At 73.6% G+C, this 24,093-nt stretch carries 25 protein-coding genes and 1 tRNA gene; 13 read left to right on the top strand and 13 right to left on the bottom strand.

Annotated features, from left to right (window positions below):
* Nucleotides 1-4 precede the first annotated feature (4 nt).
* Genes BLV05_RS16345 through BLV05_RS16320 form a run of 6 tightly spaced genes read right to left on the bottom strand, consistent with a single transcriptional unit; the run spans nucleotide 5 to nucleotide 7,120 of the window.
* Complete coding sequence (locus BLV05_RS16345; protein WP_046768062.1) at nucleotides 5-1,507, bottom strand: CoA-acylating methylmalonate-semialdehyde dehydrogenase; 1,503 nt, start codon at nucleotides 1,505-1,507, stop codon at nucleotides 5-7.
* Nucleotides 1,504-3,411, bottom strand: coding sequence for a 3D-(3,5/4)-trihydroxycyclohexane-1,2-dione acylhydrolase (decyclizing) (gene iolD, locus BLV05_RS16340; RefSeq protein ID WP_197683685.1), 1,908 nt, complete (start codon nucleotides 3,409-3,411; stop codon nucleotides 1,504-1,506). The genes BLV05_RS16345 and iolD overlap by 4 nt, the downstream gene beginning before the upstream one ends.
* Entirely contained in the window at nucleotides 3,411-4,286 is an 876-nt protein-coding gene (gene iolB, locus BLV05_RS16335; RefSeq protein WP_046768060.1) for a 5-deoxy-glucuronate isomerase, read from the bottom strand. Before iolB ends, iolD begins: the two co-directional genes overlap by 1 nt.
* A complete protein-coding gene (locus BLV05_RS16330) occupies nucleotides 4,283-5,170 on the bottom strand; it encodes a Cgl0159 family (beta/alpha)8-fold protein (protein ID WP_046768059.1) in 888 nt (295 codons plus the stop codon). The genes iolB and BLV05_RS16330 overlap by 4 nt, the downstream gene beginning before the upstream one ends.
* A complete protein-coding gene (gene iolC / locus BLV05_RS16325; protein WP_046768058.1) occupies nucleotides 5,160-6,125 on the bottom strand; it encodes a 5-dehydro-2-deoxygluconokinase in 966 nt (321 codons plus the stop codon). The genes BLV05_RS16330 and iolC overlap by 11 nt, the downstream gene beginning before the upstream one ends.
* Nucleotides 6,122-7,120, bottom strand: coding sequence for a Gfo/Idh/MocA family protein (locus BLV05_RS16320; protein ID WP_046768057.1), 999 nt, complete (start codon nucleotides 7,118-7,120; stop codon nucleotides 6,122-6,124). Before BLV05_RS16320 ends, iolC begins: the two co-directional genes overlap by 4 nt.
* Nucleotides 7,121-7,247: 127 nt before the next feature.
* Between BLV05_RS16320 and BLV05_RS16315 the strand changes: the two genes are divergently transcribed.
* The 5 genes from BLV05_RS16315 to BLV05_RS16295 all read left to right on the top strand — a co-directional run bounded on the left by BLV05_RS16315 (nucleotide 7,248) and on the right by BLV05_RS16295 (nucleotide 11,882).
* The gene (locus tag BLV05_RS16315; protein ID WP_046768056.1) at nucleotides 7,248-8,291 is read left to right on the top strand and encodes a LacI family DNA-binding transcriptional regulator; all 1,044 of its coding nucleotides are present in this window, start codon (nucleotides 7,248-7,250) and stop codon (nucleotides 8,289-8,291) included.
* 312 nt (nucleotides 8,292-8,603) lie between these two features.
* The gene (locus BLV05_RS16310) at nucleotides 8,604-9,755 is read left to right on the top strand and encodes a Gfo/Idh/MocA family protein (protein WP_046768055.1); all 1,152 of its coding nucleotides are present in this window, start codon (nucleotides 8,604-8,606) and stop codon (nucleotides 9,753-9,755) included.
* Between the two features lie 56 nt (nucleotides 9,756-9,811).
* Nucleotides 9,812-10,906 (top strand): DUF993 family protein, encoded by a 1,095-nt coding sequence (locus BLV05_RS16305; RefSeq protein WP_046768184.1) that lies wholly within the window; start codon nucleotides 9,812-9,814, stop codon nucleotides 10,904-10,906.
* A complete protein-coding gene (locus BLV05_RS16300; RefSeq protein WP_046768054.1) occupies nucleotides 10,906-11,724 on the top strand; it encodes a sugar phosphate isomerase/epimerase family protein in 819 nt (272 codons plus the stop codon). The genes BLV05_RS16305 and BLV05_RS16300 overlap by 1 nt, the downstream gene beginning before the upstream one ends.
* An 85-nt stretch (nucleotides 11,725-11,809) precedes the next feature.
* A tRNA-Asn gene (locus BLV05_RS16295) sits at nucleotides 11,810-11,882 on the top strand.
* 8 nt (nucleotides 11,883-11,890) lie between these two features.
* On the opposite strand, the gene BLV05_RS16290 is transcribed toward BLV05_RS16295, so the two are convergent.
* Both BLV05_RS16290 and BLV05_RS16285 read right to left on the bottom strand, forming a co-directional pair.
* Nucleotides 11,891-12,709 carry an ABC transporter permease gene (locus BLV05_RS16290; protein WP_046768053.1) on the bottom strand — a complete coding sequence of 273 codons (819 nt, stop codon included), beginning with the start codon at nucleotides 12,707-12,709 and terminating at the stop codon, nucleotides 11,891-11,893.
* Nucleotides 12,706-13,662, bottom strand: a complete 957-nt coding sequence (locus BLV05_RS16285; RefSeq protein WP_046768052.1) for an ATP-binding cassette domain-containing protein — start codon at nucleotides 13,660-13,662, stop codon at nucleotides 12,706-12,708. Before BLV05_RS16285 ends, BLV05_RS16290 begins: the two co-directional genes overlap by 4 nt.
* A 114-nt stretch (nucleotides 13,663-13,776) precedes the next feature.
* On the opposite strand from BLV05_RS16285, the gene BLV05_RS16280 reads away from it, so the two are divergent.
* Complete coding sequence (locus BLV05_RS16280) at nucleotides 13,777-14,700, top strand: LysR family transcriptional regulator (protein ID WP_046768051.1); 924 nt, start codon at nucleotides 13,777-13,779, stop codon at nucleotides 14,698-14,700.
* Here BLV05_RS16280 and BLV05_RS16275 read toward each other — a convergent pair.
* The 3 genes from BLV05_RS16275 to BLV05_RS16265 form a co-directional block, all read right to left on the bottom strand.
* Nucleotides 14,687-15,028 carry a VOC family protein gene (locus tag BLV05_RS16275; protein ID WP_046768050.1) on the bottom strand — a complete coding sequence of 114 codons (342 nt, stop codon included), beginning with the start codon at nucleotides 15,026-15,028 and terminating at the stop codon, nucleotides 14,687-14,689. The two genes, BLV05_RS16280 and BLV05_RS16275, sit on opposite strands and share 14 nt — an antisense overlap.
* Nucleotides 15,029-15,050: 22 nt before the next feature.
* Nucleotides 15,051-15,638: a dihydrofolate reductase family protein gene (locus BLV05_RS16270; protein ID WP_046768049.1), complete on the bottom strand. Its 588-nt coding sequence runs from the start codon at nucleotides 15,636-15,638 to the stop codon at nucleotides 15,051-15,053.
* 62 nt (nucleotides 15,639-15,700) lie between these two features.
* Nucleotides 15,701-17,323: a carboxylesterase/lipase family protein gene (locus BLV05_RS16265; RefSeq protein WP_082155108.1), complete on the bottom strand. Its 1,623-nt coding sequence runs from the start codon at nucleotides 17,321-17,323 to the stop codon at nucleotides 15,701-15,703.
* 106 nt (nucleotides 17,324-17,429) lie between these two features.
* Here BLV05_RS16265 and BLV05_RS16260 point away from each other — a divergent pair, with 106 nt between their 5' ends.
* Nucleotides 17,430-17,825, top strand: coding sequence for a type II toxin-antitoxin system VapC family toxin (locus tag BLV05_RS16260; RefSeq protein WP_046768048.1), 396 nt, complete (start codon nucleotides 17,430-17,432; stop codon nucleotides 17,823-17,825).
* A gap of 19 nt (nucleotides 17,826-17,844) precedes the next feature.
* On the opposite strand, the gene BLV05_RS16255 is transcribed toward BLV05_RS16260, so the two are convergent.
* The gene (locus tag BLV05_RS16255) at nucleotides 17,845-18,420 is read right to left on the bottom strand and encodes a DinB family protein (protein ID WP_046768047.1); all 576 of its coding nucleotides are present in this window, start codon (nucleotides 18,418-18,420) and stop codon (nucleotides 17,845-17,847) included.
* Nucleotides 18,421-18,544: 124 nt separating this feature from the next.
* Here BLV05_RS16255 and BLV05_RS16250 point away from each other — a divergent pair, with 124 nt between their 5' ends.
* Nucleotides 18,545-19,294 carry a 2-phosphosulfolactate phosphatase gene (locus tag BLV05_RS16250; RefSeq protein ID WP_046768046.1) on the top strand — a complete coding sequence of 250 codons (750 nt, stop codon included), beginning with the start codon at nucleotides 18,545-18,547 and terminating at the stop codon, nucleotides 19,292-19,294.
* On the opposite strand, the gene pdxR is transcribed toward BLV05_RS16250, so the two are convergent.
* Nucleotides 19,281-20,726 (bottom strand): MocR-like pyridoxine biosynthesis transcription factor PdxR, encoded by a 1,446-nt coding sequence (gene pdxR, locus BLV05_RS16245; RefSeq protein WP_046768045.1) that lies wholly within the window; start codon nucleotides 20,724-20,726, stop codon nucleotides 19,281-19,283. The genes BLV05_RS16250 and pdxR overlap by 14 nt on opposite strands.
* Nucleotides 20,727-20,793: 67 nt before the next feature.
* Here pdxR and BLV05_RS16240 point away from each other — a divergent pair, with 67 nt between their 5' ends.
* The 5 genes from BLV05_RS16240 to BLV05_RS35825 all read left to right on the top strand — a co-directional run bounded on the left by BLV05_RS16240 (nucleotide 20,794) and on the right by BLV05_RS35825 (nucleotide 23,701).
* Nucleotides 20,794-21,243 (top strand): carboxymuconolactone decarboxylase family protein, encoded by a 450-nt coding sequence (locus tag BLV05_RS16240; protein WP_046768044.1) that lies wholly within the window; start codon nucleotides 20,794-20,796, stop codon nucleotides 21,241-21,243.
* Between the two features lie 19 nt (nucleotides 21,244-21,262).
* Complete coding sequence (locus tag BLV05_RS16235) at nucleotides 21,263-21,838, top strand: XRE family transcriptional regulator (protein WP_046768043.1); 576 nt, start codon at nucleotides 21,263-21,265, stop codon at nucleotides 21,836-21,838.
* Nucleotides 21,839-21,896: 58 nt separating this feature from the next.
* The gene (locus BLV05_RS16230; protein WP_046768042.1) at nucleotides 21,897-22,385 is read left to right on the top strand and encodes a DinB family protein; all 489 of its coding nucleotides are present in this window, start codon (nucleotides 21,897-21,899) and stop codon (nucleotides 22,383-22,385) included.
* Between the two features lie 41 nt (nucleotides 22,386-22,426).
* Nucleotides 22,427-23,230, top strand: a complete 804-nt coding sequence (locus BLV05_RS16225; protein WP_052762324.1) for a nucleotidyltransferase domain-containing protein — start codon at nucleotides 22,427-22,429, stop codon at nucleotides 23,228-23,230.
* A 327-nt stretch (nucleotides 23,231-23,557) separates the two neighbouring features.
* Complete coding sequence (locus BLV05_RS35825; RefSeq protein WP_157524263.1) at nucleotides 23,558-23,701, top strand: hypothetical protein; 144 nt, start codon at nucleotides 23,558-23,560, stop codon at nucleotides 23,699-23,701.
* The last annotated feature ends 392 nt before the right edge of the window (nucleotides 23,702-24,093 follow it).

Below are 24,093 nucleotides of genomic sequence, written 5' to 3'. Positions count from 1 at the left end.
TCCGTCAGGTCGTCGTCGGGAAGTGGTAGCTGGCCGCGATCGGGTGGTCGACGCGCGGCCAGCGCGCCGTCACGACCTTGGCGCGCGTGTAGAACGCGATCCCCTCGGGGCCGTGGACGTGCGACTGGCCGAACAGCGAGTCCTTCCAGCCGCCGAAGGAGTAGTAGGCCATCGGGACCGGGATGGGCACGTTGATGCCGATCATGCCGACGTGGACGCCGCGCTGGAACCGCCGCGCCGCCTCGCCGGAGCCGGTGAAGATGGCCGTCCCGTTGCCGTACGGGTTCGCGTTGATCAGCGCGATCGCCTGGTCGACGTCGGAGGCGCGGACGACGGACAGCACCGGGCCGAAGATCTCGTCGCGGTACACGTCCATCGACGTCGTGACGTGGTCCAGCACGGTCGGGCCGACGAAGAAGCCGTCCTCGTGGCCGGGCACGACCAGCCCGCGGCCGTCGACGGCGAGGGTGGCGCCCTGTTGCTCACCGGAGTCGATGTAGCCGGTGATCCGGTCGCGAGCGGCGGCCGTGACGACCGGCCCCATCTCGCTGGCCTCGTCGCGCCCGGGGCCGACGCGGACGGCGGCCGCCTTCGCCGCGACGGCCTCGACGAGCCGGTCCGCGTCGACGCCGCCGCCGACCGCCACCGCCGCGGAGATCGCCATACACCGCTCCCCCGCCGAGCCCATCGCCGCCGCGACCAGGTGGTCGGAGGCGAAGTCGAGGTCGGCGTCGGGCAGCACGACGGCGTGGTTCTTGGCCCCGCCGAGCGCCTGCACCCGCTTGCCGTTCGCGCTGGCGCGCTGGTGGATGTACCGCGCGATCGGGGTCGAGCCGACGAACGACACCGCCGCGACGTCGGGGTGGTCGAGCAGCGCGTCGACGGCGGTCTTGTCGCCGTTGACGACGGTGAACACGCCCTCGGGCAGCCCCGCCTCGGCCCACAGCCGGGCCACCAGCTGCGACGCCGACGGGTCGCGCTCGCTCGGCTTGAGCACGAACGCGTTGCCGCAGGCGATGGCGACCGGGTGCATCCACATCGGCACCATGACCGGGAAGTTGAACGGGGTGATGCCGGCGACGACGCCCAGCGGCTCGCGGAAGCCGTACACGTCGACCCCGGTGGACACCTGGTCGGAGTAGTCGCCCTTGAGCAGGTGCGGGATGCCGCAGGCGAACTCGACCACCTCGAGGCCGCGCTGCACCTCGCCGAGCGCGTCGGACACCACCTTGCCGTGCTCGTCGGCGATGACCTCGGCCAGCTCGCGGGCGTGCCGGGCGACCAGCTCGCGGAACGCGAACAGCACGTTGGCGCGCTTGGTCAGCGACGTCTGCGACCAGCTCTCGAACGCCTTCGCGGCGGCCGACACCGCCAGGTCGACGTCCGCGGCCTCGGCCAGCAGCACCTCGGCCTGCTGCTGCCCGGTCGCCGGGTTCCACACCGGCGCCGTGCGGGTGGAGCCGGCCCGCGTCGCGGCGCCGCCGATCCAGTGCTCGATCGTCCTCATGCCTCGTTCTCCTCCGTGCCGCTCGCCGGGCCGACCAGCGGCCGCTGTGCCTTCTTCTGCCGCTCGTACTCCGCGCGCGCCGCGCGCGTGGTGTCCAGCGCCGCCGTCTCGCTGACGGGGACGTCCCACCACGACTCGCTGTCCGGCGCACCCGCCAGCGGGTCGGTCTCGACGTGGATCAGGACCGGGCCGCCGTCGGCCGGCGCCGCCTTCGCGTCGCTCAGCGCGGCCCGCAGCTCGGACACCGTCGCGACCCGGACGACGTGGACGCCCAGGCTGGCCGCGTTGGCGGCGAGGTCGACCGGGAGCACCTCGCCGTCGAGCCGGCCCGAGCCCGACCGGAACCGGTACGCCGTCCCGAACCGCTGCGACCCGAGCGACTCCGACAGCGAGCCGATCGAGGCGAACCCGTGGTTCTGCACCAGCACCACGACGATCTTGATCCGCTCCTGGACGGCGGTGACCAGCTCCTGCGCCATCATCAGGTAGGAACCGTCGCCGACCAGCACGAACACGTCGCGGTCGGGCGCGGCCATCCGCACGCCGACGCCCGCGGCGATCTCGTAGCCCATCGTCGAGTAGCCGTACTCGACGTGGTAGCCCTTCGGGTCGCGCGTGCGCCAGAGCTTGTGCAGCTCGCCGGGCATCGACCCGGCCGCGTTGACGACGACGTCGCGCGGCGCGCTGACCTCGTTGACCGCGCCGATCACCTCGGTCTGCGCCGGCAGCGGGCGGTGCTGCGCGGTGTAGGCGGCGGTGACGACGGCGTCCCACTCGCGGTTCGCGGCCGCGGCCGCCTCGCGATGCCCGTCCGGGACGGACCAGGCGGCCAGCGCCTCCGTCAGCGCCTCCAACGCCGCGCGGGCGTCGGCCACCACCGGCAGCCCGGCCTGCTTGGCGCCGTCGAACCCGGTGACGTTGACGTTGACGAACCGCACGCCGGGGTCCTGGAACGCCGTCCGCGACGCCGTCGTGAAGTCGCTGTACCGGGTGCCGATGCCGATGACGACGTCCGCCTCGCGGGCGACCCGGTTGGCGCCCGGCGTCCCCGTCGCCCCGACGGCGCCGAGCGCGAGCGGGTGATCGTACGGAAGGCTGCCCTTGCCGGCCTGGGTCTCAGCGACGGGGACGCCCGTGGCCTCGGCGAACGCTCGCAACGCGTCGGTCGCCTCGCTGTAGATGACGCCGCCGCCGGCGACGATCAGCGGCCGCCGGGCCGTGCGCAGCAGCGCCACGGCACGGGCCAGCGCGCCCGGCTCGGGGACGGCCCGCGGCACGTGCCACACGCGCTTCGCGAACAGCTCGGCCGGCCAGTCGTACGCCTCGGCCTGCACGTCCTGCGGCATCGCCAGCGTGACGGCGCCGGTCTCGGCCGGGTCGGTGAGCACCCGCATCGCACCGAGCAGCGCGGCCGGCAGCTGCTCGGGCCGCCAGACGCGGTCGAAGAACCGCGACACCGGCCGGAACGCGTCGTTGACGGTGACCTCCGGCGCGTGCGGCATCTCCAGCTGCTGCAGCACCGGGTCGGCCACCCGCGTCGCGAACACGTCGCCGGGCAGCAGCAGCACCGGCAGCCGGTTGATCGTCGCCAGCGCCGCGCCGGTCACCATGTTCGTCGCGCCCGGCCCGATGGACGACGTGCAGGCCAGCGTCGACAGCCGGTTGCGCATGCGGGCGTAGCCGACCGCCGCGTGCACCATGCCCTGCTCGTTGCGGGCCTGGTGGTACGGCAGCGCCGCCGGGTCGGCCAGCTCGGCCTCCAGCAGCGCCTGCCCGAGGCCGGCCACGTTGCCGTGCCCGAAGATGCCGAAGCAGCCCTCGATCAGCCGGTGCTCGACGCCGTCGCGCTCGGTGAACTGCGCGGCGAGGAACCGGACCGTGGCCTGTGCGACCGTCAGCCTCATCATCGCTCCTTCCCCATGGGCAGGCGCGGGTCCGGCGCTTGCGCGGCCCACTCGTCGCGGACCCAGGCGTGCGCCGGGTCGTCGCTGATCAGCCAATCGCGAGTGGCACCGGGACCGGCCATGACGTTGAGGTAGTACAGGTGGTAGCCGGGCGCGGCCACCGACGGGCCGTGCCAGCCGTGCGGCACCAGCACGACGTCGCCGGTGCGCACCTCGGCCAGCACGTCGATCGGCCGGTCGTCGGTGCCGTAGACACGGTGGTAGCCGAAGCCACGCTCGTCGCTGACCTCGAAGTAGTAGATCTCCTCCAGCTCCGACTCCGCGCCGGGCACGTCCACGTCGTGCTTGTGCGGCGGGTACGACGACCAGTTGCCGGCCGGGGTGATCACCTCGACGGCGATCAGCCGGTCCGCGTCGAAGCCGTCGGCCGAGCCGAAGTTGTGCACCTGACGGGTGCTGCTGCCGGCGCCGCGCAGCTCGACGGCGACGTCGTCGACGCCGACGTAGCGGGCGGCGAGACGGCGGCCGCACGGCCCGGCCGGCAGCGCGAACCGGGCGCCGTCGGCGTCATGCCCGGCGGCGGTGACGGTGACTGACGCGTCGCGCGGCACGTAGACGGTGTCGGTCGGGCCGCTGAAGACGTCCGGGCGGCCGGTCAGCTCGAACCGCTCGCCGTCGGCGACGACCGTGCCGCCGCCGCTGAGCGGCAGCACGAACAGCTCCTCGTCGCCGGACTCGAACGCGTGGGTCTCCCCCGGGCCCAGCTCGAGCACGCGGATCGACGTCCACCGCCAGCCCTCGACGGTCCCCGGCGTCAGCTCGACGGCGTACGGCCCGCGGCCGGCGCTCCCGGCCGGGCGATACCAGCGGCTCACAGCAGGCTCACCGCCGTGTCGACCGCCGCCGCGACGTCGCCGTCCGGCGGGTACAGCAGCGTCCGCCCGACCACCAGGCCGAGCGCCGTCGGCAGCCGCAACACCTTCTCCCACTGGCGGAACGCGGTGTCCGGGTCGTCCGGCACCTCGCCGCCGAGCAGCACCGCCGGCAGCGTCGACGCGGCCAGCACGCGCTCCATGCCGGCCGGGTCGTCGTCGACCACCGGCAGCTTCAGCCAGGTGTAGGCCGACGTGTTGCCCAGGCCCGCGGCCACCGTCACCGACCGGATCACCGCCTCGGTGGACAGGTCGTTGCGCAGCCGGCCGTCGACGCGGTGCGAGATGAACGGCTCGACCAGAGCGATCTTGCGGCGGGCGGCCAGCCCGTCGACGGCCTGGCCGCAGGCCGCCAGGGTGGGCGCGGTCGCCGGGTCGTCGGGGTCGATGCGCAGCAACATCTTGCCCATCTCGAACCCCATGCCGTCGATGCCGGCCGGGTCGTAACCGGTGAACCGGTCGTCGATCTCGAAGACGGTGCCGGCCAGGCCGCCGCGGTTCATCGACCCGACGACGACCTTGCCGTCCAGCGCGCCGAGCAGCAGCAGGTCCTCGAGCACGTCGGCGGTCGCCAGCACGCCGTTGACGCCGGGCCGGCCGAGCGCGACGACCAGGCGGTCGAGCAGCTCGCCGCGGTCGGCCATCGCCAGCGCGTCGCGCCCGGCCCGCAGCGCACCGCGCGCGGGGTGGTCGGCCGCGATGACCATGAGCTTGCCGCTCGGCCCGAGCAGCGAGTCGGGGCGGCGGCGCGCGGCGGCGGCCGCGGCGATCGCCTCCGGCCGGTGGATGCGCGTCTCGACGAGCGAGCGCAGCAGGTCAGCGGACATCATGACCCTCCATTGGCCCCTCCAGGAACGCGGCCACCTCGGCCGTCGTCGGCATGGCGTCGGAGCAGGCCAGCCGGGTCGCGACGATCGCGCCGGCGGCGTTGGCGAACCGGACCGCGTCGCCCAGCGGGCGCCCGTCCAGCAGCTGGTGGCACAGCGCGCCGCCGAACGCGTCGCCCGCGCCGAGTCCGTTGAGCACGTCGACCGGGATCGGTGCGACCTCGTGCTCGCCCGTGTCGTCGACGGCGAGCACGCCCTTCGGGCCCTGCTTGACGACGGCGACGGCGACGCCGTGCTCCTCGCGCAGCGCGCGGGCCGCCGCGTGCGGGTCGCTGGTGCCGACCGCCGTCTCGCACTCGTCCAGGTTGCCCACGGCGTGCGTGACGTGCCGCAGCGCCTGCTGGACGATCGGCCGGGCCGCCTCGCGCGACTCCCAGAACATCGGCCGCCAGTCCAGGTCGAGGACGGTGATGCCGTTCCTCCCGCGCGCCTCCAGCGCCGCGAGGGTGGCGGAGCGGCTGGGCTCCTGGCACAGGCCGGTCACCGTCGCCCAGAAGATGCCGGCGCCGCGGACCGCGTCGAGGTCCAGCTCGTCCGTCGCGATCTGCAGGTCCGGCGCGGTCGGCGTGCGGCCGTAGAAGTAGATCGGGAAGTGGTCCGGCGGGAAGATCTCGCACAGCGTCACCGGCGTCGCGAGCTCCGGCACCGCCGTCACGAAGCGGTCGTCGACGCCGTACTCCGTCAGCGCCCGGTGGACGAACCGGCCGAGCGGGTCCGCGCCGGTTCGGGTGATGACGGCGGACCGCCGGCCGTGCCGGGCAGCGGCGACGGCGACGTTCGTGGCGGAGCCACCCAGATACTTGGTGAACGTGGTGACGTCCTCGAGCCCCACGCCCGCCTGGTTCGGATAGATGTCGACGCCCACTCGGCCGATGGTCAGTACCTCGTGATTCATGCCTTGACCTCGGCGATCGTGACGACCCGGCCTTCGCGGCGCGACAGCGTGGCGGCCTCGGCGACGAAGAAGCTCTCCAGCGCGTCGGCGACGGTGCACGGGCTCTCCCGCTCGCCGCGCGCGACGTCGACGAACGCGGCGATCTCAGCCTCGTAGGCGGCCCTGAACCGGGACCAGAACTCGCGGAACGGCGTGCCCTCGGGGAACGTGACGCCGGCCTCGGCCGACGTCAGCGCAGCGTGGTCGTCCAGGCCGACGACGTAGGTGCCGGCCGTGCCCGCGACCTCCATGCGCACGTCGTAGCCGGCGCCGTTGTAGCGCGAGCCCTGCAGCGTCGCCAGCGTGCCGTCGTCGAGCGTCAGCACCGCCGCCGACTCGTCGACGTCGCCGCTGGTGGCGAAGACCTCGGCGCCGCGGTTCGCGCCCGTCGCGTACACCGTCGCCACCTCGCGGCCGGTGACCCAGCGCAGGATGTCGAAGTCGTGGATGTGGCAGTCGCGGAAGATGCCGCCGGACGTCGGCACGTAGGACGGGTGCGGCGGCTCGGCGTCGGCGGTGATCAGGTGCAGCCGGCGGACCTCGCCGAGGCTGCCGTCGCGGACGGCGCGTCTGGCGGCGGCGTACCCGGCGTCGAACCGGCGCTGGAAGCCGATCTGCGTGGCGTTGCCCGCCGCCTCGACCGCGGCCAGGACGGCGCGCGTCCCCGCCACGTCGGCGGCGACCGGCTTCTCGCAGAACGCCGGCACCCCCGCGTCGGCGGCGGCGATCATCAGCTCGGCGTGCGCGGACGTGGCGGCCGCGATGACGACGGCGTCGACGTCCACGAAGGCGTCGGCCGGCGTGGCGACGGCCTCGACGCCCAGCTCGTCGGCGACCTTGCCGGCCCGGACCGGATCGGCGTCGGCCACCCGCACCGCGGTCACCGCCGGATGGTCGCGCACCACCTGCGCATGCGCCGCCCCGATGCGGCCGACCCCGACGAACCCCACCCGCATGCCCGCTCCTTCCACTTTGTCTAGACAAACTAACATGCTGACGTAGTGGGTCCGGCGTCGTCCTGCGATCCGGACGGGCCCGCGAGGTCTATCGTGGAAGCGCATTCCTACGGACGACGGGAGACCCATGGCCGAGCAACCGCGCGGCTCCGTCACGCTGATGGACGTCGCGGCCCGGGCGGGCGTCTCGTTGGCCACGGCGTCGCGCGCGCTGAACGGCAGCACCCGCAGGGTCGGCGACGACCTCCGCGAGCGGGTGCTCGCGGCCGCCCGCAGCCTCAACTACGCCGCCAACGCGCAGGCGCAGGCCATGGCGCGCGGCCGCACCAACGTCGTCGGCCTGGTGGTGCACGACATCGCCGACCCGTACTTCTCCTCCATCGCCGCCGGCGTCATGGAGGCCGCCGAGGGCCACCACGTCCTCGTCACGCTCGGCAGCACGCTGCGCCGTCCCGAGCGCGAGGTCGACTACCTCGTCGCGCTGCGCGGCCAGCGCAGTCGCGCCGTCATCCTCGCCGGCAGCCGCATGGACGACAGCCACGTCGCCGAGGCGTTGCGCCGCGAGATCGACATCTTCGAGAACGACGGCGGCAACGTCGTCGCGATCTCGCAGAAGCAGCTGCCGGTCGACACCGTCGTCATCGAGAACCGGCTCGGCGCCCGCGACCTCGCCACCGAACTCGTCGCGCTCGGCTACCGGCGGTTCGGCGTGCTGGCCGGCCCCGACGCCATGCTCACCGCGCGCGACCGCGTGCACGGGTTCCGCGAGGGCCTCGGCCGCTCCGGCGTCGACCTCGACCCCGCCTTCGTCGTCCACGGCGCCTTCACCCGCGACGGCGGCTACCAGGCCATGCGCGCGCTGCTCGGCCGCATCGGCGAGCTGGACTGCGTCTTCGCCGTCAACGACGTCATGGCGGTCGGCGCGATGGTGGCCGGCCGCGAGCAGGACCTCGAGATCCCCCGCGACCTCGGCCTGGCCGGCTTCGACGACATCAGCACGCTGCGCGACATCAACCCGGCCCTGACGACGGTCCGGCTGCCGCTGGAGAAGGTCGGCGCGTCGGCGTTCGAGCTGGTGCTCAGCGCGGCCGAGCGGACCAAGCCGCGCATCCGGCGCATCAAGGGCGAGGTGGTCCTGCGCCAGAGCACCCGCCCCGCCGCCCCGGGCTGACCGGCAAGCGTGGCGCCGTCGCGATCCGACCGCCGTTGTGTCACCTGATCGTTCTGCCGAAGATGATCAGGTGACGAAGCGCCGGCGAATCGGGGCGTTACGTCACCTGATCGTTTCGGCGTCCCGGGCGACGCGGGACCATACCATCACCAGGTAAGCGCCTTCCCCACCAGCGGCGGATTTGGCCAGGTGGGCCGACTAATTCACCCCGCACCGCCCGCCACCTGGTGACATCCCCGTAACACCAGAGCTTGCGCGCCCGCGCCGCGACACCGTACGGTGTGTGGGCAAGCGCTTTCCACAGGAGGTGGCATGGCAGTCAAGTCGCTCGGTGTCGTGATGAACGGCGTCACCGGCCGGATGGGGTACCGGCAGCATCTGGTCCGGTCGATCCTCGCGATCAACGAGCAGGGCGGGGTCGAGCTGTCTGACGGCTCCCGCGTCACGCTCGACCCGGTCCTGGTGGGCCGCAGCGAGGAGAAGCTGCGCGACATCGCGACGCGGCACGGCCTGGAGCGGTGGACGACCGACCTCGATGCCGCGCTCGGCGACGCCGAGAACGTCGTCTACTTCGACGCCCAGCTGACCTCGGTGCGCGAGGAGTCGATCGTCAAGGCGATCGACGCCGGCAAGCACGTCTACACCGAGAAGCCGGTATCCGAGACCGTCGAGGGCGCGCTGACGCTGGCCAAGCAGGCCAGGACCGCGGGCGTGAAGAACGGCGTCGTGCACGACAAGCTGTTCCTGCCCGGGCTGCTGAAGCTGCGCCGCCTGATCGAGAGCGGGTTCTTCGGCCGCATCCTCTCGGTGCGCGGCGAGTTCGGCTACTGGGTGTTCGAGGGCGACTGGCAGGAGGCGCAGCGGCCCAGCTGGAACTACCGCAGCGAGGACGGCGGCGGCATCGTCGTCGACATGTTCTGCCACTGGGACTACGTGCTGACGAACCTGTTCGGCCGGGTCGAGGCGGTGACGGCGCGCGCCGTCACGCACATCCCGGAGCGGTGGGACGAGCGGGGCCGGCGCTACGACGTCACCGCCGACGACGCCGCCTACGCGATCTTCGAGCTGGCCGGCGGTGTCGTCGCGCAGTTCAACTCGTCGTGGGCGGTCCGCGTGCACCGCGACGAGCTGCTGGAGCTGCAGGTCGACGGCACGCTTGGCAGCGCCGTCGCGGGGCTGCACCACTGCGTCATCCAGCCGCGCACCGCGACGCCGCGGCCGACGTGGAACCCCGACATCGCCGACGAGCGGCGCTACCGCGACCAGTGGCAGGAGGTGCCCGACAACTCGCCGCCGCAGAACGGGTTCAAGGCGCAATGGGAGCAGTTCGTGCGGCACGTGACGGAGGACGCGCCGCACCCCTACGACTTCCTCGCCGGTGCCCGCGGCGTCCGGCTCGCGCAGGCCGGGCTCCAGTCGTCCGACGGCGCGTGCCGGGTCGAGCTGCCGGAGCTGACGCTGTGAGCGGCGCGACGTCCTTGCGGCTGCCGGGCGCGGACGGCGCGCTACGGACGTACACGATGGGCGAACCGCGAGCGTGGACGCGGCCGTCGGCGCCGTTCACGTCCCGGGTCGCGTTCGCCGCCGCGCACGTCGTCGCCGACCCGCTGGGCGAGAACCGGCCCGGCGCGCCCGCCGTCGTCGACTGGGAACACACGCTGGCGTTCCGGCGGCACCTGTGGTCGTACGGGCTGGGCGTCGCCGAGGCGATGGACACCGCGCAGCGCGGCATGGGCCTGGACTGGGCGGCGACCCAGGAGCTGATCCGGCGCAGCGCCGCCGAGGCGCGCGCCGCCGGTGGGCGCATCGCGGCCGGCGCGGGGACCGACCAGCTGACGGCGCCCGCGTCCGGCCTCGACGCGGTCGCGGCCGCCTACGAGGAACAGCTCGAGGTCGTCGAGGGCGCCGGCGCGCAGGTCATCCTCATGGCCAGCCGCCAGCTGGCCGCCGTCGCGTCCGGCCCCGACGACTACCGCAAGGTCTACGACCGGCTGCTCGCCCAGGCGTCGTCGCCGGTGATCCTGCACTGGCTCGGCCCGATGTTCGACCCCGCGCTGGCCAGCTACTGGGGCGACGACGACGTGAACGTGGCAGCCGACCACGTGGTGGCGCTGATCGAGGACCACGCGGCGAAGGTCGACGGCATCAAGGTGTCGCTGCTGGACGCGTCGTTCGAGGAGGCGCTGCGGCCGCGGCTGCCCGCCGGGGTGCGGCTGTACACCGGCGACGACTACAACTACCCGTCGCTGATCCGCGGTTCGTCGGACGCGCTGCTCGGGATCTTCGCGGCCATCGCGCCGGCGGCGTCGGCGGCGCTGCAGGCGCTGGACCGCGGCGACCTGTCCGCGTACGACGACGCGTTCGCGCCGACCGTGCCGCTGGCCCGGCAGGTGTTCGGCGAGCCCACCTATTACTACAAGGCCGGCATCGCGTTCCTCGCCTGGCTGTCCGGCCTGCAGCCGGGGTTCGTCATGGTCGGCGGGCTGCAGAGCGCGCGGTCGCTCCCCCACCTGGTGCGGACGTTCGAACTGGCCGACGCGGCCGGGCTGTTCCCGGACCCGCCGCTGGCCGCTGCGCGGATGTCGTCGCTGCTCGCGACGTCCGGGGTGGCGTGATGGACCGGCTGTCGCTGAACCAGCGGACGACCGAGCGCTGGTCGGTCGCCGAGGCCGTCGACGGCTGCGTCCGGGCCGGTCTCCAGTGGATCGGGTTGTGGCGCGAGCCGGTGCAGGCCTGCGGCGTCGCCGAGGCGGCCCGGCTGGTCGCCGACGCCGGTCTGCGGGTGTCGTCGCTGTGCCGGGGCGGGTTCATCACCGAGTTCCCGGGTGCCGCCCGCGAAGCGGCGCTGGACGACAACCGCCGGGCGATCGACGAGGCGGCCGCGCTGGGCGCGGACTGCCTGGTCCTGGTGGTCGGCGGGCTGCCGTCCGGGTCGCGGGATCTCGCCGGCGCCCGCGCCCGGGTCGCCGACGGCGTGGCCGCGCTGGTCCCGTACGCCGAGGCCGCGGGCGTCCGGCTGGCGCTGGAGCCCATGCACCCGCTCTACTGCGCCGACCGCGGCGTGCTGTCGACGCTCGACCAGGCCCTGGACATGGCCGCACCCTTCGCCCCGTCCTCCGTCGGCGTCGTCGTCGACACCTTCCACGTCTGGTGGGACCCGACGGTCGAGGCGGCGATCGCGCGGTCGGCCGGCCGCATCGCCAGCTTCCAGGTGTGCGACTGGATCACCCCCTTCCCGGCGGACGCGCTGCTGTCCCGCGGCATGATGGGCGACGGCCACATCGACTTCCGGCACTTCCGCCGGCTGGTCGACGCCGCCGGCTTCGACGGCCCCATCGAGGTCGAGATCTTCAACGCCGACGTCTGGGCCGCCGACCCCGACGAGGTGGTCGCGCTGATGCGCAAACGCTACGACGAGCACGTCCTCGGCTGAGGCGCGTGAGCCCCGGAACCGATTGGGATCCGGGGCCCCTCGCCTGCTAAAGTTCAGCGTCGGCCGGAACCTTCGGTCCACACCATCCCGCATAGCTCAATTGGCAGAGCATCTGACTGTTAATCAGAGGGTTCCTGGTTCGAGTCCAGGTGCGGGAGCCCACCTCTCACTTCACCTTCTTCCGGTAGGCCGCCATCGCGAGCGGCAGGAACACCGCACCAATCCCGGCCATCCAGGCGAGGCTGCCGAGCATCGGCTGAGCGACCTCTCCCCCGCCCAGCAGTCCGCGCACCGTGTCGGCCATCAGGCTGACCGGGTTCACACTCGACCAGGCTTCCAGCCAGCCGGGCATGGTCTGCGCGGACACGAACACGTTGCTGGCGAACGTCAGCGGCAGGATCAGGATCGTCATCAGGCCGTGCACTGCGCCCGGCGTCGCCACCAGCATGCCGAGGAAGACGGAGAGCCACGAGAAGCTGAGCGCGAAGGCGATCAGCACGGCGACGGCGGTGAGCGTCTCGAGCGGGCCGGTGTCGATCCGGTAGCCCATGACGAGCGCGAGGGCGAGCAGCACACCGAGCGAGATCAGGTAGCGGACGACATCGGCCAGGACGGCGCCGGCCAGCGGCGCGGAGCGGGCGATCGGCATCGTCCGGAGCCGGTCGAACACGCCGGTGGACAGGTCGGCGCTCAGTGCCGCCCCGACGCCCACGCTGGCCTGGAACACCGTCATGACCATGATGCCCGGCACGATCAGCCGCAGGTACGCGTCGGTGTCGCCGCCGGAGATGGCGCCGCCGAAGAGATAGGCGAACATCAGCAGGAAGATCACCGGGGTGAGGACGACGTTGGCGAGGTCGGCCGGCGCCGTCACGAACCGGGCGGCGCCTCGCCGGGCGAGGGTCAGGCTCTGGCCGACGGCCTGGGCCGGGGTGATCCGCAACGGGGATCCCGCCGCCCCGGGCAGGACGGAGTGCGCGCTCATGCCGGTGTCCGCTCGGCGACCGCCGTCGTGCCGGTGAGCGCGAGGAAGACGTCGTCCAGGCTGGGCAGCCGCAGCCCGACGTCGTCGGTGGCGATGCCGGCGGCGTCGAGGCCGCGCACGACGGCGGCGAGCGCCAGTGGGTCCGGCGCCGGCACGGCGAGCAGACCGGAGTTCTCGTCCTGGCCGGGCAGCACGCCGGTCACCTCGGCGAGGATCCGGCGCACCTCGCGCGCGTCGGCCGGATCGGCCGGTCGCACCTGCAGGATCTGGCCGCCGATCCGGCGCTTGAGCTCGCCGGATCCGCCCTCGGCGACGACCCGGCCGTGGTCGAACACGGCGATCCGGTTCGCCAGCTGGTCGGCCTCCTCCAGGTACTGGGTGGTGAGCAGCACCGTGCAGCCGTCCACGACCAGCTCCCGGACGACGCGCCACAGCTCGTTGCGGATGTGCGGGTCGAGCCCGGTGGTCGGCTCGTCCAGGTACAGGACGCTGGGCCGCCCGACGAGGCTCGCCGCGAGATCGAGCCGGCGGCGCATCCCGCCGGAGTAGGTGGCGATCGGGCGCGACGCGGCGTCGGTCAGCTCGAACCGCTCGAGCAGCTCCGCGGCTCGCGCCTTCGCGGCGCGGCCCGGCAGGTGCAGCAGGCGCCCCAGCAGCACGAGGTTCGCGGTGCCGGACATGCCCTCGTCGACGGACGCGTACTGGCCGGTGACGCCGATCAGGTGGCGCACCCGCACGGGATCGCGGACCACGTCGTGACCGCCGACCGTGGCCCGGCCGTCGTCGGGCCGCAGCAGCGTCGCCAGGATCCGGACCATGGTCGTCTTGCCCGCGCCGTTCGGCCCGAGGACGCCGACCACCGTGCCGGCCGGCACCTCCAGATCGACGCCGTCCAGCGCCACCTTGTCTCCGTAGCGTTTGACCAGGCCCTCGGCCCGGATCGCGTACGACATGCGCGCCCTCCCTCTCCGTCTCCGTCGTGGGGCACCAGAGTCGTGGGCGCGCCGATCGGCGATCAATGACGAGAACGATCAGGAAGCATTAACAAATGGTTCATAATCCGGCATATGGAGCTGCGGGACATCGAGATCTTCTTGACGTTGTCCGAGGAACTGCATTTCGGACGCACCGCCGAGCGGCTGCATCTCACCCCCGCCCGGGTCAGCCAGTCGATCAAGAAGCAGGAGCGTCGCGTCGGCGGGCTGCTGTTCGAGCGGACCAGCCGCCACGTGACGTTGACGCCGCTCGGTGCGCAACTGCGCGACGATCTCCGGGCCGGCTACGACGCCATCAGGACCGGCCTCGCCCGGGCGACCGAGACCGCGAGCGGCGTCGTCGGTACATTGCGGCTCGGTGTCATGGGAAACGACAGCTCGCTCTTCCTCAGAGTTCTCGGCCGGTTCCGGCGCGGCAATCCCGGCTGCGATCTGGAGATCCGCGAGATTCACTTCAGCGACCCGTTCGGGCCGCTGCGATCGGAGCAGGCCGACGTCGTCGTGCTCTGGCGGCCGGTCCGCGAGCCGGACCTCACTGTGGGGCCGACGGTCTTCACGGTGGGCCGGGTGCTGGCGGTCGCGGCCGGCCACGAGCTGGCCGGCCGGGCGTCGGTGTCGCTGGAAGACCTCGCCGACCACGTCCGCATCGACCCGGCAGGGCGGTTCCCCGACTACTGGCTGGAGGCCCTGCTGCCCGCCCACACCCCGTCGGGGCGTCCCGTCCCGCGGCGCGGACCCCGGCCGCGCACCGTCCACGAGATCCTGACCCTGGTCGCCGCGGGCGAGTGCGTGACGCCGATCGGTGCGCAGGCGAGCCTCTACGCCGCCCATCCCGGTGTCTGCTTCGTGCCGATCCACGACGCACCGCCGACGGAGTGGGCGCTGGTGTGGCGCACCAGCGCCCAGACGCCGCTGATCCGCGCCTTCGCCGGCGCCGCGGCCGACGTCGGCCCGTCGACGTTGGAGGACGTCACCGCGACCGTCAGCCGGGGATGACGCCGAAGCCGACCTCGTTGCCCTCGGCGTCGCGGTAGACCGCCTTGCGGACGTCCGGCCCGTAGACCTCCCACTCCGCCGGTTCGACCCCGCGCTCGGCGATCCGCGCCACGTGAGCGTCCAGGTCGTCGACCATGATCGCGAGGACGGCGTGGCCGCCGTGGTCACGGTGCTGCTTGACGTAGAGCCAGCGGTGCTCGGCGAGCTGCCACACGGCCTCCGTCTCCATGGCGAGGAAGGTCGGCTCGGAACCGAGCAGCCGCACGTACCACGGCTGCACCGCGGCGTAGTCACGGACGTAGATCCCGGCGAACAGGTCGAGCGGCATGGTCCGGTTCTCCTGTCCGTCGTCAGCGCCGGACCGGGTAGCGCAGGTGCACGGCGCGCCGGCCCTGGACGACCACCGGGTCCTCGAGCAACTGGTGCCCGCCCTCCAGCGTCGAGAAGTACGGGATGCCCTCGCCGAACAGCACCGGCACGAGGCTGACGCACACCTCGTCGACCAGGCCGAGCGCCAGCGCCTGCTGGGTGATGTTCGCGCTGGCGATCGTCACGTTCTGGTCCCCGGCGATCTGCTTCGCCCGCTCGACCCCCGCCGCGACGCCGTCGACGAACGTGGTGTTGGGCCACTTCGCGGCCGCGTCGTCCGGCGGCCGGTGCGTCACCACGACGACCGGGGCGCCGACGGGGTGCCGGTCACCCCAGCCGTCGGTGATGTCGAACAGCCGCCGGCCGACGATGAGCGCACCGGTGTCCTCGGTCAGCTCGCGCAGCATCGCCGCGCCCGGCTCGTCGAGATGGAACGAGATGTCCTCGTTGGCGCTGGGCACCACGACGTCGCCGGCCCCGTACCACTCGAACAGCTCGCCGATCTGGTCGTCCGGCTCGGCGATGAAACCGTCCAGAGACATCGTCATGTGACTGAAGACCTTGCCCATCTGTCCGCTCCTTCGTCGGTCGACTTCGACTAGGGGGTACCGACTTCGCAGCGCCCCGAAACTCATCGCGGCAGGGTCGCCCACAGGTCGCAGCGGTGGTCGGCCGCGAGCGGCGTCGGGGCGATCGCGCTGGTCGACAGGCCGAGCACGCTACCCGTCGAGCCGAACTCGGACCAGTGCGGACGGCCGGGGCCGTTCGGGTCGCCGGTGCGCACGAACGCCGTCCAGTACTCGATCATCGTCGCGGACAACCGCTCCTGGTCCGGGTTGAGCGGCGGGGGCGGCCAGTCGGTGTCGAGGTCCCAGAAGTACGACAGATCCGAGCCGTGGTACGCGCCCATCGGGAAGCCCTCGACGACCCGGCCGCTGTCCTCCGCGAACTCGTAGGCGTAGACCGTCTGGTGGACGGCGGCGGCGTCGGCGCTGCGCAGCACGGGGCAGGCGCCGATCATGCCGCCCCAGTCGCCGAGGACGGTGGCCAGCGCGAGCGCCGGGCGGTCGTAGTCGCCCACCGGGTACTCCGCCAGCACCGTGGCCGCGTCGGCACCGAAGGCGCCGGTGACCATGGTGCGGTAGAGGTCCGCCGTCACCGGCGCGCCGGAGAGGAAGGCCCGCATCTCGTCGCGGGTGGTGCCGATCAGCAACGGAACCCGCGCGGCCGACCCGTCGCGCAGGGCGTCGGCCGGCTGACGGGGCAGCAGCGGCGTTCCGGCGACCGGGTTCCACGGCCGGTCCGCGACCCGGCCGTTGACCGCAAAGCCGACCTGCCCGAGCACCCCGACCAGCTGCACGGTGGGGAGGTCCCGCAGGCACGCGGCCACGTCGGCGGCGTCGTCGCAACCGAGGTCCGTCGTCGCCTGCGCGCCGAACGCCTGCGCCTCGGCCAGCGTCGGGACGGCGTTGTCGCAGGCACCGCTCTGGATGATCGCCCGGTCGAACAGGCCGCGCGAGCCCGGCGAGGCGAGGTGCGAGCAGACCGAGCGGGCGCCCGCCGACTCACCGGCCAGCGTGACGTTGCCCGGGTCGCCGCCGAACCGAGCCGCGTTGCGACGCACCCAGCGCAGCGCCTCTGCCTGGTCCATCAGCCCGTAGTTCCCGCCGGCGGTGTCGATCGCCGAGGCGGAGAGAAAGCCGAGCGCGCCGAGCCGGTAGTTGATGTCCACGACGATGACGTCGCCCGCGGTCGCCAGCCGGGCGGTGTCGACCTCGCGGGCGCCGCCGGAGTTGAAGCTGCCGCCGTGCACCCACACCAGCACCGGCAGCCGTTCGCCGCGCTCGACATCGGTCGGCACGGTGACGTCGAGGTACAGGCAGTCCTCCTGCCCGACGACGACGCCGGGGCCGCCGCTGCGCGCACAGTACGGACTCGGCGTCGTGGCGTCGCGGACCCCCTGCCACGGCCGCGGCCGAACCGGCGGCTGCCATCGCCGCTCCCCCACCGGTGGTGCGGCGTACGGGATGCCGGTGTAGGTGACGTGGTCGCCGGCGACGCTGCCGCGCAGCCGGCCGGAGTCGATCCGGACGACCCCCGGATCGGGCGGTTCCGCGGCCTCCGTCGTCGCTGGCGGCCTGGTGGTGGGGACGTCCCCGGTGGTGACGCCGCCGGCGGTGACCACGACGGCGGACAGGACGACGGTCGACAGGGCAGCGGTGGACAGGACACGGGTGAGAGCGCGAATCGGCATGGCGGTCAGTCTTCGCGTCGGCCACCCGCGGCGCGTCCGTCCAGCGGACCCATCTCCGCTACGTCGAGGCGCGTACGCGCTACGTCCGGCCGCGTACGCTGGCGCCGTGACCAGGTACGTGATCGGTGCGGACGTGGCGTTCCGGCTCGCCGCGGAGGCGGCCGCCGTCAGTGGCGAGCACCAGCTGGTGGCGCCGACGCTGCTCCGGTCGCAGCTGCTGGCGCAGCTCTACGAGGCGGTGCGCCGGGTCGAGCTGACGAAGAAGGAGGCCGACCGCCGGCTCGACTACGTGCGCTCGCTGCGCATCCGGCTGCTCGGTGACCGGGTGCTCCAGGCCGTCGCGTGGCGCATCGCCGACCAGCTCGGCTGGCCCGGCACCTACGACGCCGAGTACGTCGCCCTGACGCAGCTGCAGGCCGACGCGTTCGTCACCCTCGACGCCGACCTCGCCGACGCGGTGCGCGAGCTGGTGCCCGTCGCACCGTATGACGCGCTGACCTGACGCCCGCGGCCGCCGTCGCTCACGGCGGCGCGAAGACGTCGGCGGCCTCCTGGATGCGGGCCAGGTAGGCGCGCCAGGTCGCGTCGCCGCCGAAGTCGTCGTGGTTGGCGCCGGCCCTGCCGTCGATGAGCTCGCGGACGATGTCGGCGTGGCCGGCGTGCTGGGCGGTCTCGGCGACCATGCGGATGAGCAGGACGCCCAGGGTGGAGTCGGCGCGCTCGGCCGGCCAGTGCGGCACCCGTCCCGGCGCGTCGAGGTCGAGCTCGGCGATGGTGCGGTCGCCGTGCGCGTTGGCCCGCCGGTACAGCCCGACGATGTACTCGCTGGACTCATCGGGCGTCGCCCACATGTCGGCGCCCTCCCAGATGGAGCCGTCCTCCTCCCAGGCCAGCGTCTCGGGCGGCGGCCGGCCGAAGCAGGTGCCCAGATAGCCGTACTCCATGGAGGCCAGGTGCTTGACCAGCCCGAGCAGGTTGGTGCCGGTGGGCGTCAACGGCCGGCGCAGGTCGTACTCACCCAGCCCGTCGAGCTTGGACACCAGCCCGTCGCGCCCCTGCTGCAGTTTGAGGTGCAGCTCCGTCTTCAGGTCCGCCATGGACCCACCCAATCATCCGATGTCGTCGGGCCGGGTATAGCCCCAGCAACGGTCACCCTGGCTCGGCACCCCGCACCGGCTCTCCTAGTCACCCGGTACCGACAACGTCGGACAGAATCGGCGGGTGGGCGCATGGGACCAGGACGGCTACGGCGTGCGGGTCGACTGGGGGCCGGCCGGCGCACGGCGGCTCGCCCCGCACGTCGCCTGCCTGGTCGTCGTCGACGTGCTGTCGTTCACGACGGCGGTGTCGGTCGCGACCGACGCGGGCACGACCGTGTATCCGTACGCCTGGCGCGACGAGACTGCCGCGGCCTACGCGGACGCCGTCGGCGCGCAGCTGGCCGTCGGGCGCGGAGCGGCGAGTGCGCGGTCGCCGTGGTCGCTGTCGCCGGCGGCGTTGCGGGCGGCCCCGGTCACGCCGCGGCTCGTGCTGCCGTCGCCGAACGGGTCGGCCATCGCCGCAGCGGCGTCCGGCGATCCCGCCGTCGCCGTCGTCGCGGGCTGCCTGCGCAACGCGGCCGCCGTCGGGCGGTGGCTGACGGCGTCCGGCTACGGCACCGCGGACCGGCCGGTCGCCGTCGTCCCCGCGGGCGAGCGCTGGCCGGACGGCAGCCTGCGCCCAGCGCTGGAGGACCTGCTCGGCGCGGGCGCGATCGTCGAAGCGCTCAACGCCGCGCACCTGTCCCCCGAGGCCGTCGCCGCCCGGGCCGCCGCCGACGCCGCACCGGACCTCGCCGCCACGCTGCGCGACTGCGCGTCCGGCCGCGAGCTGATCGCCTACGGCTTCCCCGACGACGTCGACATCGCGGCCGAGCGCGACGCGAGCGACGTCGTCCCGGTGCTGGCAGGTGGCGGCTTCAGCCCGGCGTGACCGCTCGGAACACCGCCGCGAGCCGGTGCAGTCCGGCCGGCACGTCGGCGGCGTCGATCGCGCCGTACCCGAGCACCAGCCCGTCCGGCCCGCCCTGCCCGCCCGCCTCGGCCCGGTACTGGCCGAGGGCCGCGACGCGCACACCGGCGGCCCGCGCCCGCTCGACCACGGCCACGACGTCGACGCCTGGACGGGCCAGCGCGCACACGTGCAGCCCGGCCGCAGACGGCACCGCTTCGAGGTACGGCGCCAGCACACCGGCCGGCCCGGCCAGCCCGGCCAGCAGCAGCGACCGCCGCTGCGCGTACACCTTCGCCGTCCGCCGGATGTGCCGCGCGAGCAGGCCCTCGTCCATGAACCGGGCCAGCGCGGCCTCCGTCGCCACCGGCCCGTGACCGTCGGCGACCCGCCGGGCCTCCCGGACGGCCCCGCGCAGCGACGGCGGCACGACGGCGAAGCCGAGCCGCAGCCCGGGCAGCAGTGTCTTCGAGAACGTCCCCACGTACACGACCCGCCCGCCGGCGTCGAGCCCGTGCAGTGGCTCCAGCGGGCGGTCGGCGAATCGGTACTCGCTGTCGTAGTCGTCCTCGACGACGGCGGCGTCGTGCGCGTCGGCCCAGGCCAGCAGCTCGAGCCGGCGCCGCAGCGACATCGCGACTCCGAGCGGGAACTGGTGCGACGGCGTGACGTACACCAGCCGCGCCGTCGCAGGCAGCCGCGAAATCACCAGACCGTCGCCGTCGACCGGCACGCCCACGACCCGCGCACCGTGCGCCGCGAACGCCGCCCGCGCCGGCGGGTACCCGGGCTCCTCGACGGCGACGACGTCGCCCGGCGCGAGCAGCACCCGTGCGACGAGGTCGAGGGCCTGCTGGGCGCCTCCGGTCACGACGACGTCGTCGGCGCCGGCCAGCACGGACCGGGCGTATCCGACGTAGCGCGCGACGGCGGCGCGCAGGTCCGGGTGCCCGGCCGGGTCGGCGTAGCCCGACGGCTCGCGGCCGCGCCGCCACTCGGCCGCGACCAGCCGCCGCCAGGTGTCGTAGGGGAACAGCCGGGCATCGGGCGTCCCGATCTTGAAGTCGTACCGCACCGGCGCGCCCGCCGGCCAGACCGCCGGCACGTCCGCCCATTCCCGCCGCGGCCGCAACCCGCCCGCGGTGACGCGGACCGGCGGCGCGCCCATCGCCGTCGCGCCCGAGGCGACATACGTCCCCGCGCCGACCCGGCCGACGAGGAAGCCCTCGGCGGTCAGCCGCTCGTACGCCGTCGCCACCGTGCCGCGTGACACGTCCAGCGTCCGGGCCAGCTCGCGGGTCGGCGGCAGCCGGTCGCCGGGGCGCAGCCGGCCGTCGCGGACGCCGTCGCGCAGGGACCGGTAGATGCGCGCGACGAGGTCGCCCCGGCCGTCGAGGCTGACGTGGAACTCCATTGGACCAATCAACCAGATACGGATTGTCACTTCAACGAGACCAATGGGGCCGCCTAGCGTGGGAGACATGACACGCATGGACATCGCCGCCCTCGCCCCCGCGGCGTACAGGGCACTGACCGCACTGGACAGCCGCGCCCACGAGGGCGACCTCCCCGCCGGCCTGCTCGACCTGGTGAAACTGCGGGTCAGCCAGGTCAACGGCTGCGCCTACTGCGTCGACTCGCACAGCCACGACCTCGTCAAGGGCGGCGAGACCCCGGCCCGCGTCTACGCCGTCGCCGCCTGGGACGAGGGCCCGTTCTTCAGCCCGGCCGAGCGGGCGGCGTTCGCGCTGGCGGAGTCGATGACGCGGCTCAGCGAGGGCGCGCCGCGGGTGCCGGACGAGGTCTGGGAACAGGCCCGCGCCCACTACGACGACGCGCAACTGGCCCAGCTGATCATGGTGATCACGACGATCAACGCCTGGAACCGGGTCAGCGTGGCCGTCCGCATGGTCCCGGAGTCCTTCGCCTGACACCGCGTATCTTGCACGTATGGGTGACGAGGACGACGCTGTGCTCCGCGCCGTGGGCGCGCGGCTGCGCCGGCTCAGGCGCCGGGCCGGTCTGACGCTGGCGGAGCTGTCGGAGCGGACCGGGATCACGCCGAGCACACTGTCGCGCCTGGAGACCGGCCGCGTGCAGCCGACGCTGGGCCAGCTGCTGCCGCTCTCGCGTGCGTACGGCGTGCCGATCGGCGAGCTGGTCGACGCCCCGCGCGTGGGCGATCCGCGCGTGCACCTGCACCCGGTGCGCCGCTTCGGCCTGACCTTCGTGCCGCTGACCAGGCTGGCAGGCGGCGTCCAGGCGTACAAAGTGGTCTACCCGCCGGCGGCGACGCTCCCGCCGCCGGAGTTGCGCACACACGACGGGCACGAGTGGTTCTACGTGCTGACGGGCGCCGTCCAGCTGGTCCTGGGCGGCGAGCAGCACGTCATCGGCACGGGCGAGGCGGCCGAGTTCGACACCCGGACGCCGCACTGGATCGGCAACCCGGCCGACGACCGGCCGGCGGAGGTCATCGCGATCTTCGGCTCCCAGGGCGAGCGTGTCCACCTGCACGAGACCTGAGTTTGCAGATCTGCACGACGAGGGGCGGCGCCGGCCGGGCGGACCGGACACTGGGGCCATGCCGACGAAGCGCCGCCGCGACCAGCCCCCACCCCGCACCGGCTCGAGCGAGAAGGACGTCCTCACCGGGTTCCTCGACTACCTGCGCGAGAGCGTCCTCGCGAAGGTGGCCGGCGTGCCCGAACCGGACGTGCGCACGCCCGGCGTCGCGTCCGGCACGAACCTGCTCGGGCTGGTCAAGCACCTGACCCACGTCGAGCGCTTCGTCCTCCTCGGGCAGGACGTGCCCAGCTGGCCGGCCACCTTCCACGCCGGCCCGGACGAGACCACGGACGGCGTCGTGCATGGCTACCGCGAGGCCATCGCCGCCACCGACGAGGTCATCGCCGCCTGCGACGACCTCGAGCGGCCTGCGCACGCGGGCCGCCGCGGCAGGCCGGCGCCGTCGATGCGGTGGGCGCTCGTCCACCTGATCGAGGAGACCGGCCGGCACGCCGGGCACCTGGACATCCTGCGCGAGCTGATCGACGGCCGAACCGGCCGGTAATTCGCTCGCCGCGGAACGGCCGCGGACGAGACCATGGCGGCATGGAGGCGATCCAGCGACCCAACGTCGAGTACGGCGACCCCGGCATCGCGCTGCCCAACGAGATCCTGCGCTCGGTGGTCGGCTCCGGCGTGCACGGCATCGCGATCGCCGGCACCGACGACCACGACGAGCTGGGCGTCTACATCGAGCCGCCCGAGCGCGTCGTCGGCCTGCTCCCCCGTCAGCCGCATTACATCTGGCGCACCCAGCCCGAAGGCGTGCGGTCCGGCCACGGCGACACCGACCTCGTCCTCTACTCGCTGCGCAAGTACCTCAAGCTCGCGTTGAAGGGGAACCCGACGGTGCTGCTGCCGCTGTACGCGCCCGAGGCGGACCTGGTGGTACGCACCCCGCTCGGCGAGGAGTTGCGGGCCCTGGCCGGCGCTTTCCTGTCGCGACAGTCGGTCGAGCGGTTCCTCGGCTACATGACGGCCCAGCACGAGCGCATGCTCGGCGGCGGCCGCCGGGGCCGGGTGCCGAACCGCCCCGAGCTGGTCGAGCGGTACGGCTGGGACGTCAAGTACGGCAGCCACGCGCTGCGGCTGGCCTACCAGGGCCGCGAGATCGCGCTGGACGGACGGCTCAGCCTGCCGCTGCGCCCGGACGAGCAGGCTCGGGTGCTCGCGGTCAAGCGCGGCGAGGCCTGCCGCGACGAGGTGTCGGCCGAGATCACCGCGGTCGAGGCGGAGGTGCGGACGGCGCTCGACGACGGCCGCTCGCCGCTGCCGCCCGAGGCCGACCGCGACCGCATCTCCTCCTGGGCCGTCGACGCCCAGCGCCGCCACTGGGGCTGGGCCGCCTGACGCCGGCCCCAGTGGCGGGTGAGCGCATCGGGCGCCGCCGGGCCGGCCCGCGCCGGCGGCGCCTGGTGACCGGCCTGGTCACCGGGCGAAAATGGGTATTGACGGCCGTTTCACGGTGAGTCATCCTGAGGGCGTCAGCCCCAATTCATGAGCACGGCCCCCGATCCCGGCGGCTCCTTTCCGGCCGCTTGTACCGCCGGCCGCTGGGCGACCGGCATTCCGCGTCGGCGCCGCATAGGAAATCCCGGCCTGGGTGGAATGCGCCCGGCACCGAGGCGTCGTCGGCTCGACGACGGCGCTGTGCCGGTCGCGGACTGGAGGGGTGCCGTGACTCCCACGATCACCGGACTGCGGCCACGTGCTCGACTACGCCGCTGGCTGCTCGGATCGGCGCAGCCCAACCTGAGCTTGCGGCTGTCCGTCGGCCTGGTCGCGGTACTGGCGCTGCTCGCCATGGCCAGCGCCCGCTGACGCGAGTCATCCCGCTCATGCGGGTCGTGGCCGCGGAATCGTCACCGCGCCGGGTGCCCGTGGCGTCGCTGCGCCGGCCGACTGCGGTACGGCCGGCGACGCGATCCGCGGACGGCGCGGATCAAGGCGCCTACCGGCGACGATGCCGCCGTCACACCCGCGACGGACCGGCCCGCGAGGAGCGATCCGGCGGCGGCCGGCACGGTGGCGGGCGGGTGGCCGGAACAGGGCCGGGCGACGTCGACGAGAACGTGCTCCGGTGCATGCGACACCTCACCTCGGACGAACGACCTGGGCCGGCGGTCGTGCGGGACCGCCGGGTGCGCTCGTCCATGGGTGTCGCGCCACAGACAAGTCTCTGCCCGCTGCGCGCCGGTCCTCACGCCGCCGGA

The organism is Jiangella alkaliphila (assembly GCF_900105925.1).
Lineage (GTDB): Bacteria > Actinomycetota > Actinomycetes > Jiangellales > Jiangellaceae > Jiangella > Jiangella alkaliphila.
Note: the sequence above shows the minus strand (reverse complement) of the source record. Positions and strands in the feature narration are given on the sequence as shown.

Bases quoted from the DNA above. Each gene is read 5' to 3' on its own strand.
- BLV05_RS16345 (WP_046768062.1), bottom strand. From the start codon at position 1,507: ATGAGGACGATCGAGCACTGGATCGGCGGCGCCGCGACGCGGGCCGGC.
- iolD (WP_197683685.1), bottom strand. From the start codon at position 3,411: ATGAGGCTGACGGTCGCACAGGCCACGGTCCGGTTCCTCGCCGCGCAG.
- BLV05_RS16330 (WP_046768059.1), bottom strand. From the start codon at position 5,170: ATGTCCGCTGACCTGCTGCGCTCGCTCGTCGAGACGCGCATCCACCGG.
- iolC (WP_046768058.1), bottom strand. From the start codon at position 6,125: ATGAATCACGAGGTACTGACCATCGGCCGAGTGGGCGTCGACATCTAT.
- BLV05_RS16320 (WP_046768057.1), bottom strand. From the start codon at position 7,120: ATGCGGGTGGGGTTCGTCGGGGTCGGCCGCATCGGGGCGGCGCATGCG.
- BLV05_RS16315 (WP_046768056.1), top strand. From the start codon at position 7,248: ATGGCCGAGCAACCGCGCGGCTCCGTCACGCTGATGGACGTCGCGGCC.
- BLV05_RS16310 (WP_046768055.1), top strand. From the start codon at position 8,604: ATGGCAGTCAAGTCGCTCGGTGTCGTGATGAACGGCGTCACCGGCCGG.
- BLV05_RS16305 (WP_046768184.1), top strand. From the start codon at position 9,812: ATGGGCGAACCGCGAGCGTGGACGCGGCCGTCGGCGCCGTTCACGTCC.
- BLV05_RS16300 (WP_046768054.1), top strand. From the start codon at position 10,906: ATGGACCGGCTGTCGCTGAACCAGCGGACGACCGAGCGCTGGTCGGTC.
- BLV05_RS16290 (WP_046768053.1), bottom strand. From the start codon at position 12,709: ATGAGCGCGCACTCCGTCCTGCCCGGGGCGGCGGGATCCCCGTTGCGG.
- BLV05_RS16285 (WP_046768052.1), bottom strand. From the start codon at position 13,662: ATGTCGTACGCGATCCGGGCCGAGGGCCTGGTCAAACGCTACGGAGAC.
- BLV05_RS16280 (WP_046768051.1), top strand. From the start codon at position 13,777: ATGGAGCTGCGGGACATCGAGATCTTCTTGACGTTGTCCGAGGAACTG.
- BLV05_RS16275 (WP_046768050.1), bottom strand. From the start codon at position 15,028: ATGCCGCTCGACCTGTTCGCCGGGATCTACGTCCGTGACTACGCCGCG.
- BLV05_RS16270 (WP_046768049.1), bottom strand. From the start codon at position 15,638: ATGGGCAAGGTCTTCAGTCACATGACGATGTCTCTGGACGGTTTCATC.
- BLV05_RS16265 (WP_082155108.1), bottom strand. From the start codon at position 17,323: ATGCCGATTCGCGCTCTCACCCGTGTCCTGTCCACCGCTGCCCTGTCG.
- BLV05_RS16255 (WP_046768047.1), bottom strand. From the start codon at position 18,420: ATGGCGGACCTGAAGACGGAGCTGCACCTCAAACTGCAGCAGGGGCGC.
- pdxR (WP_046768045.1), bottom strand. From the start codon at position 20,726: ATGGAGTTCCACGTCAGCCTCGACGGCCGGGGCGACCTCGTCGCGCGC.
- BLV05_RS16240 (WP_046768044.1), top strand. From the start codon at position 20,794: ATGACACGCATGGACATCGCCGCCCTCGCCCCCGCGGCGTACAGGGCA.
- BLV05_RS16235 (WP_046768043.1), top strand. From the start codon at position 21,263: ATGGGTGACGAGGACGACGCTGTGCTCCGCGCCGTGGGCGCGCGGCTG.
- BLV05_RS16230 (WP_046768042.1), top strand. From the start codon at position 21,897: ATGCCGACGAAGCGCCGCCGCGACCAGCCCCCACCCCGCACCGGCTCG.
- BLV05_RS16225 (WP_052762324.1), top strand. From the start codon at position 22,427: ATGGAGGCGATCCAGCGACCCAACGTCGAGTACGGCGACCCCGGCATC.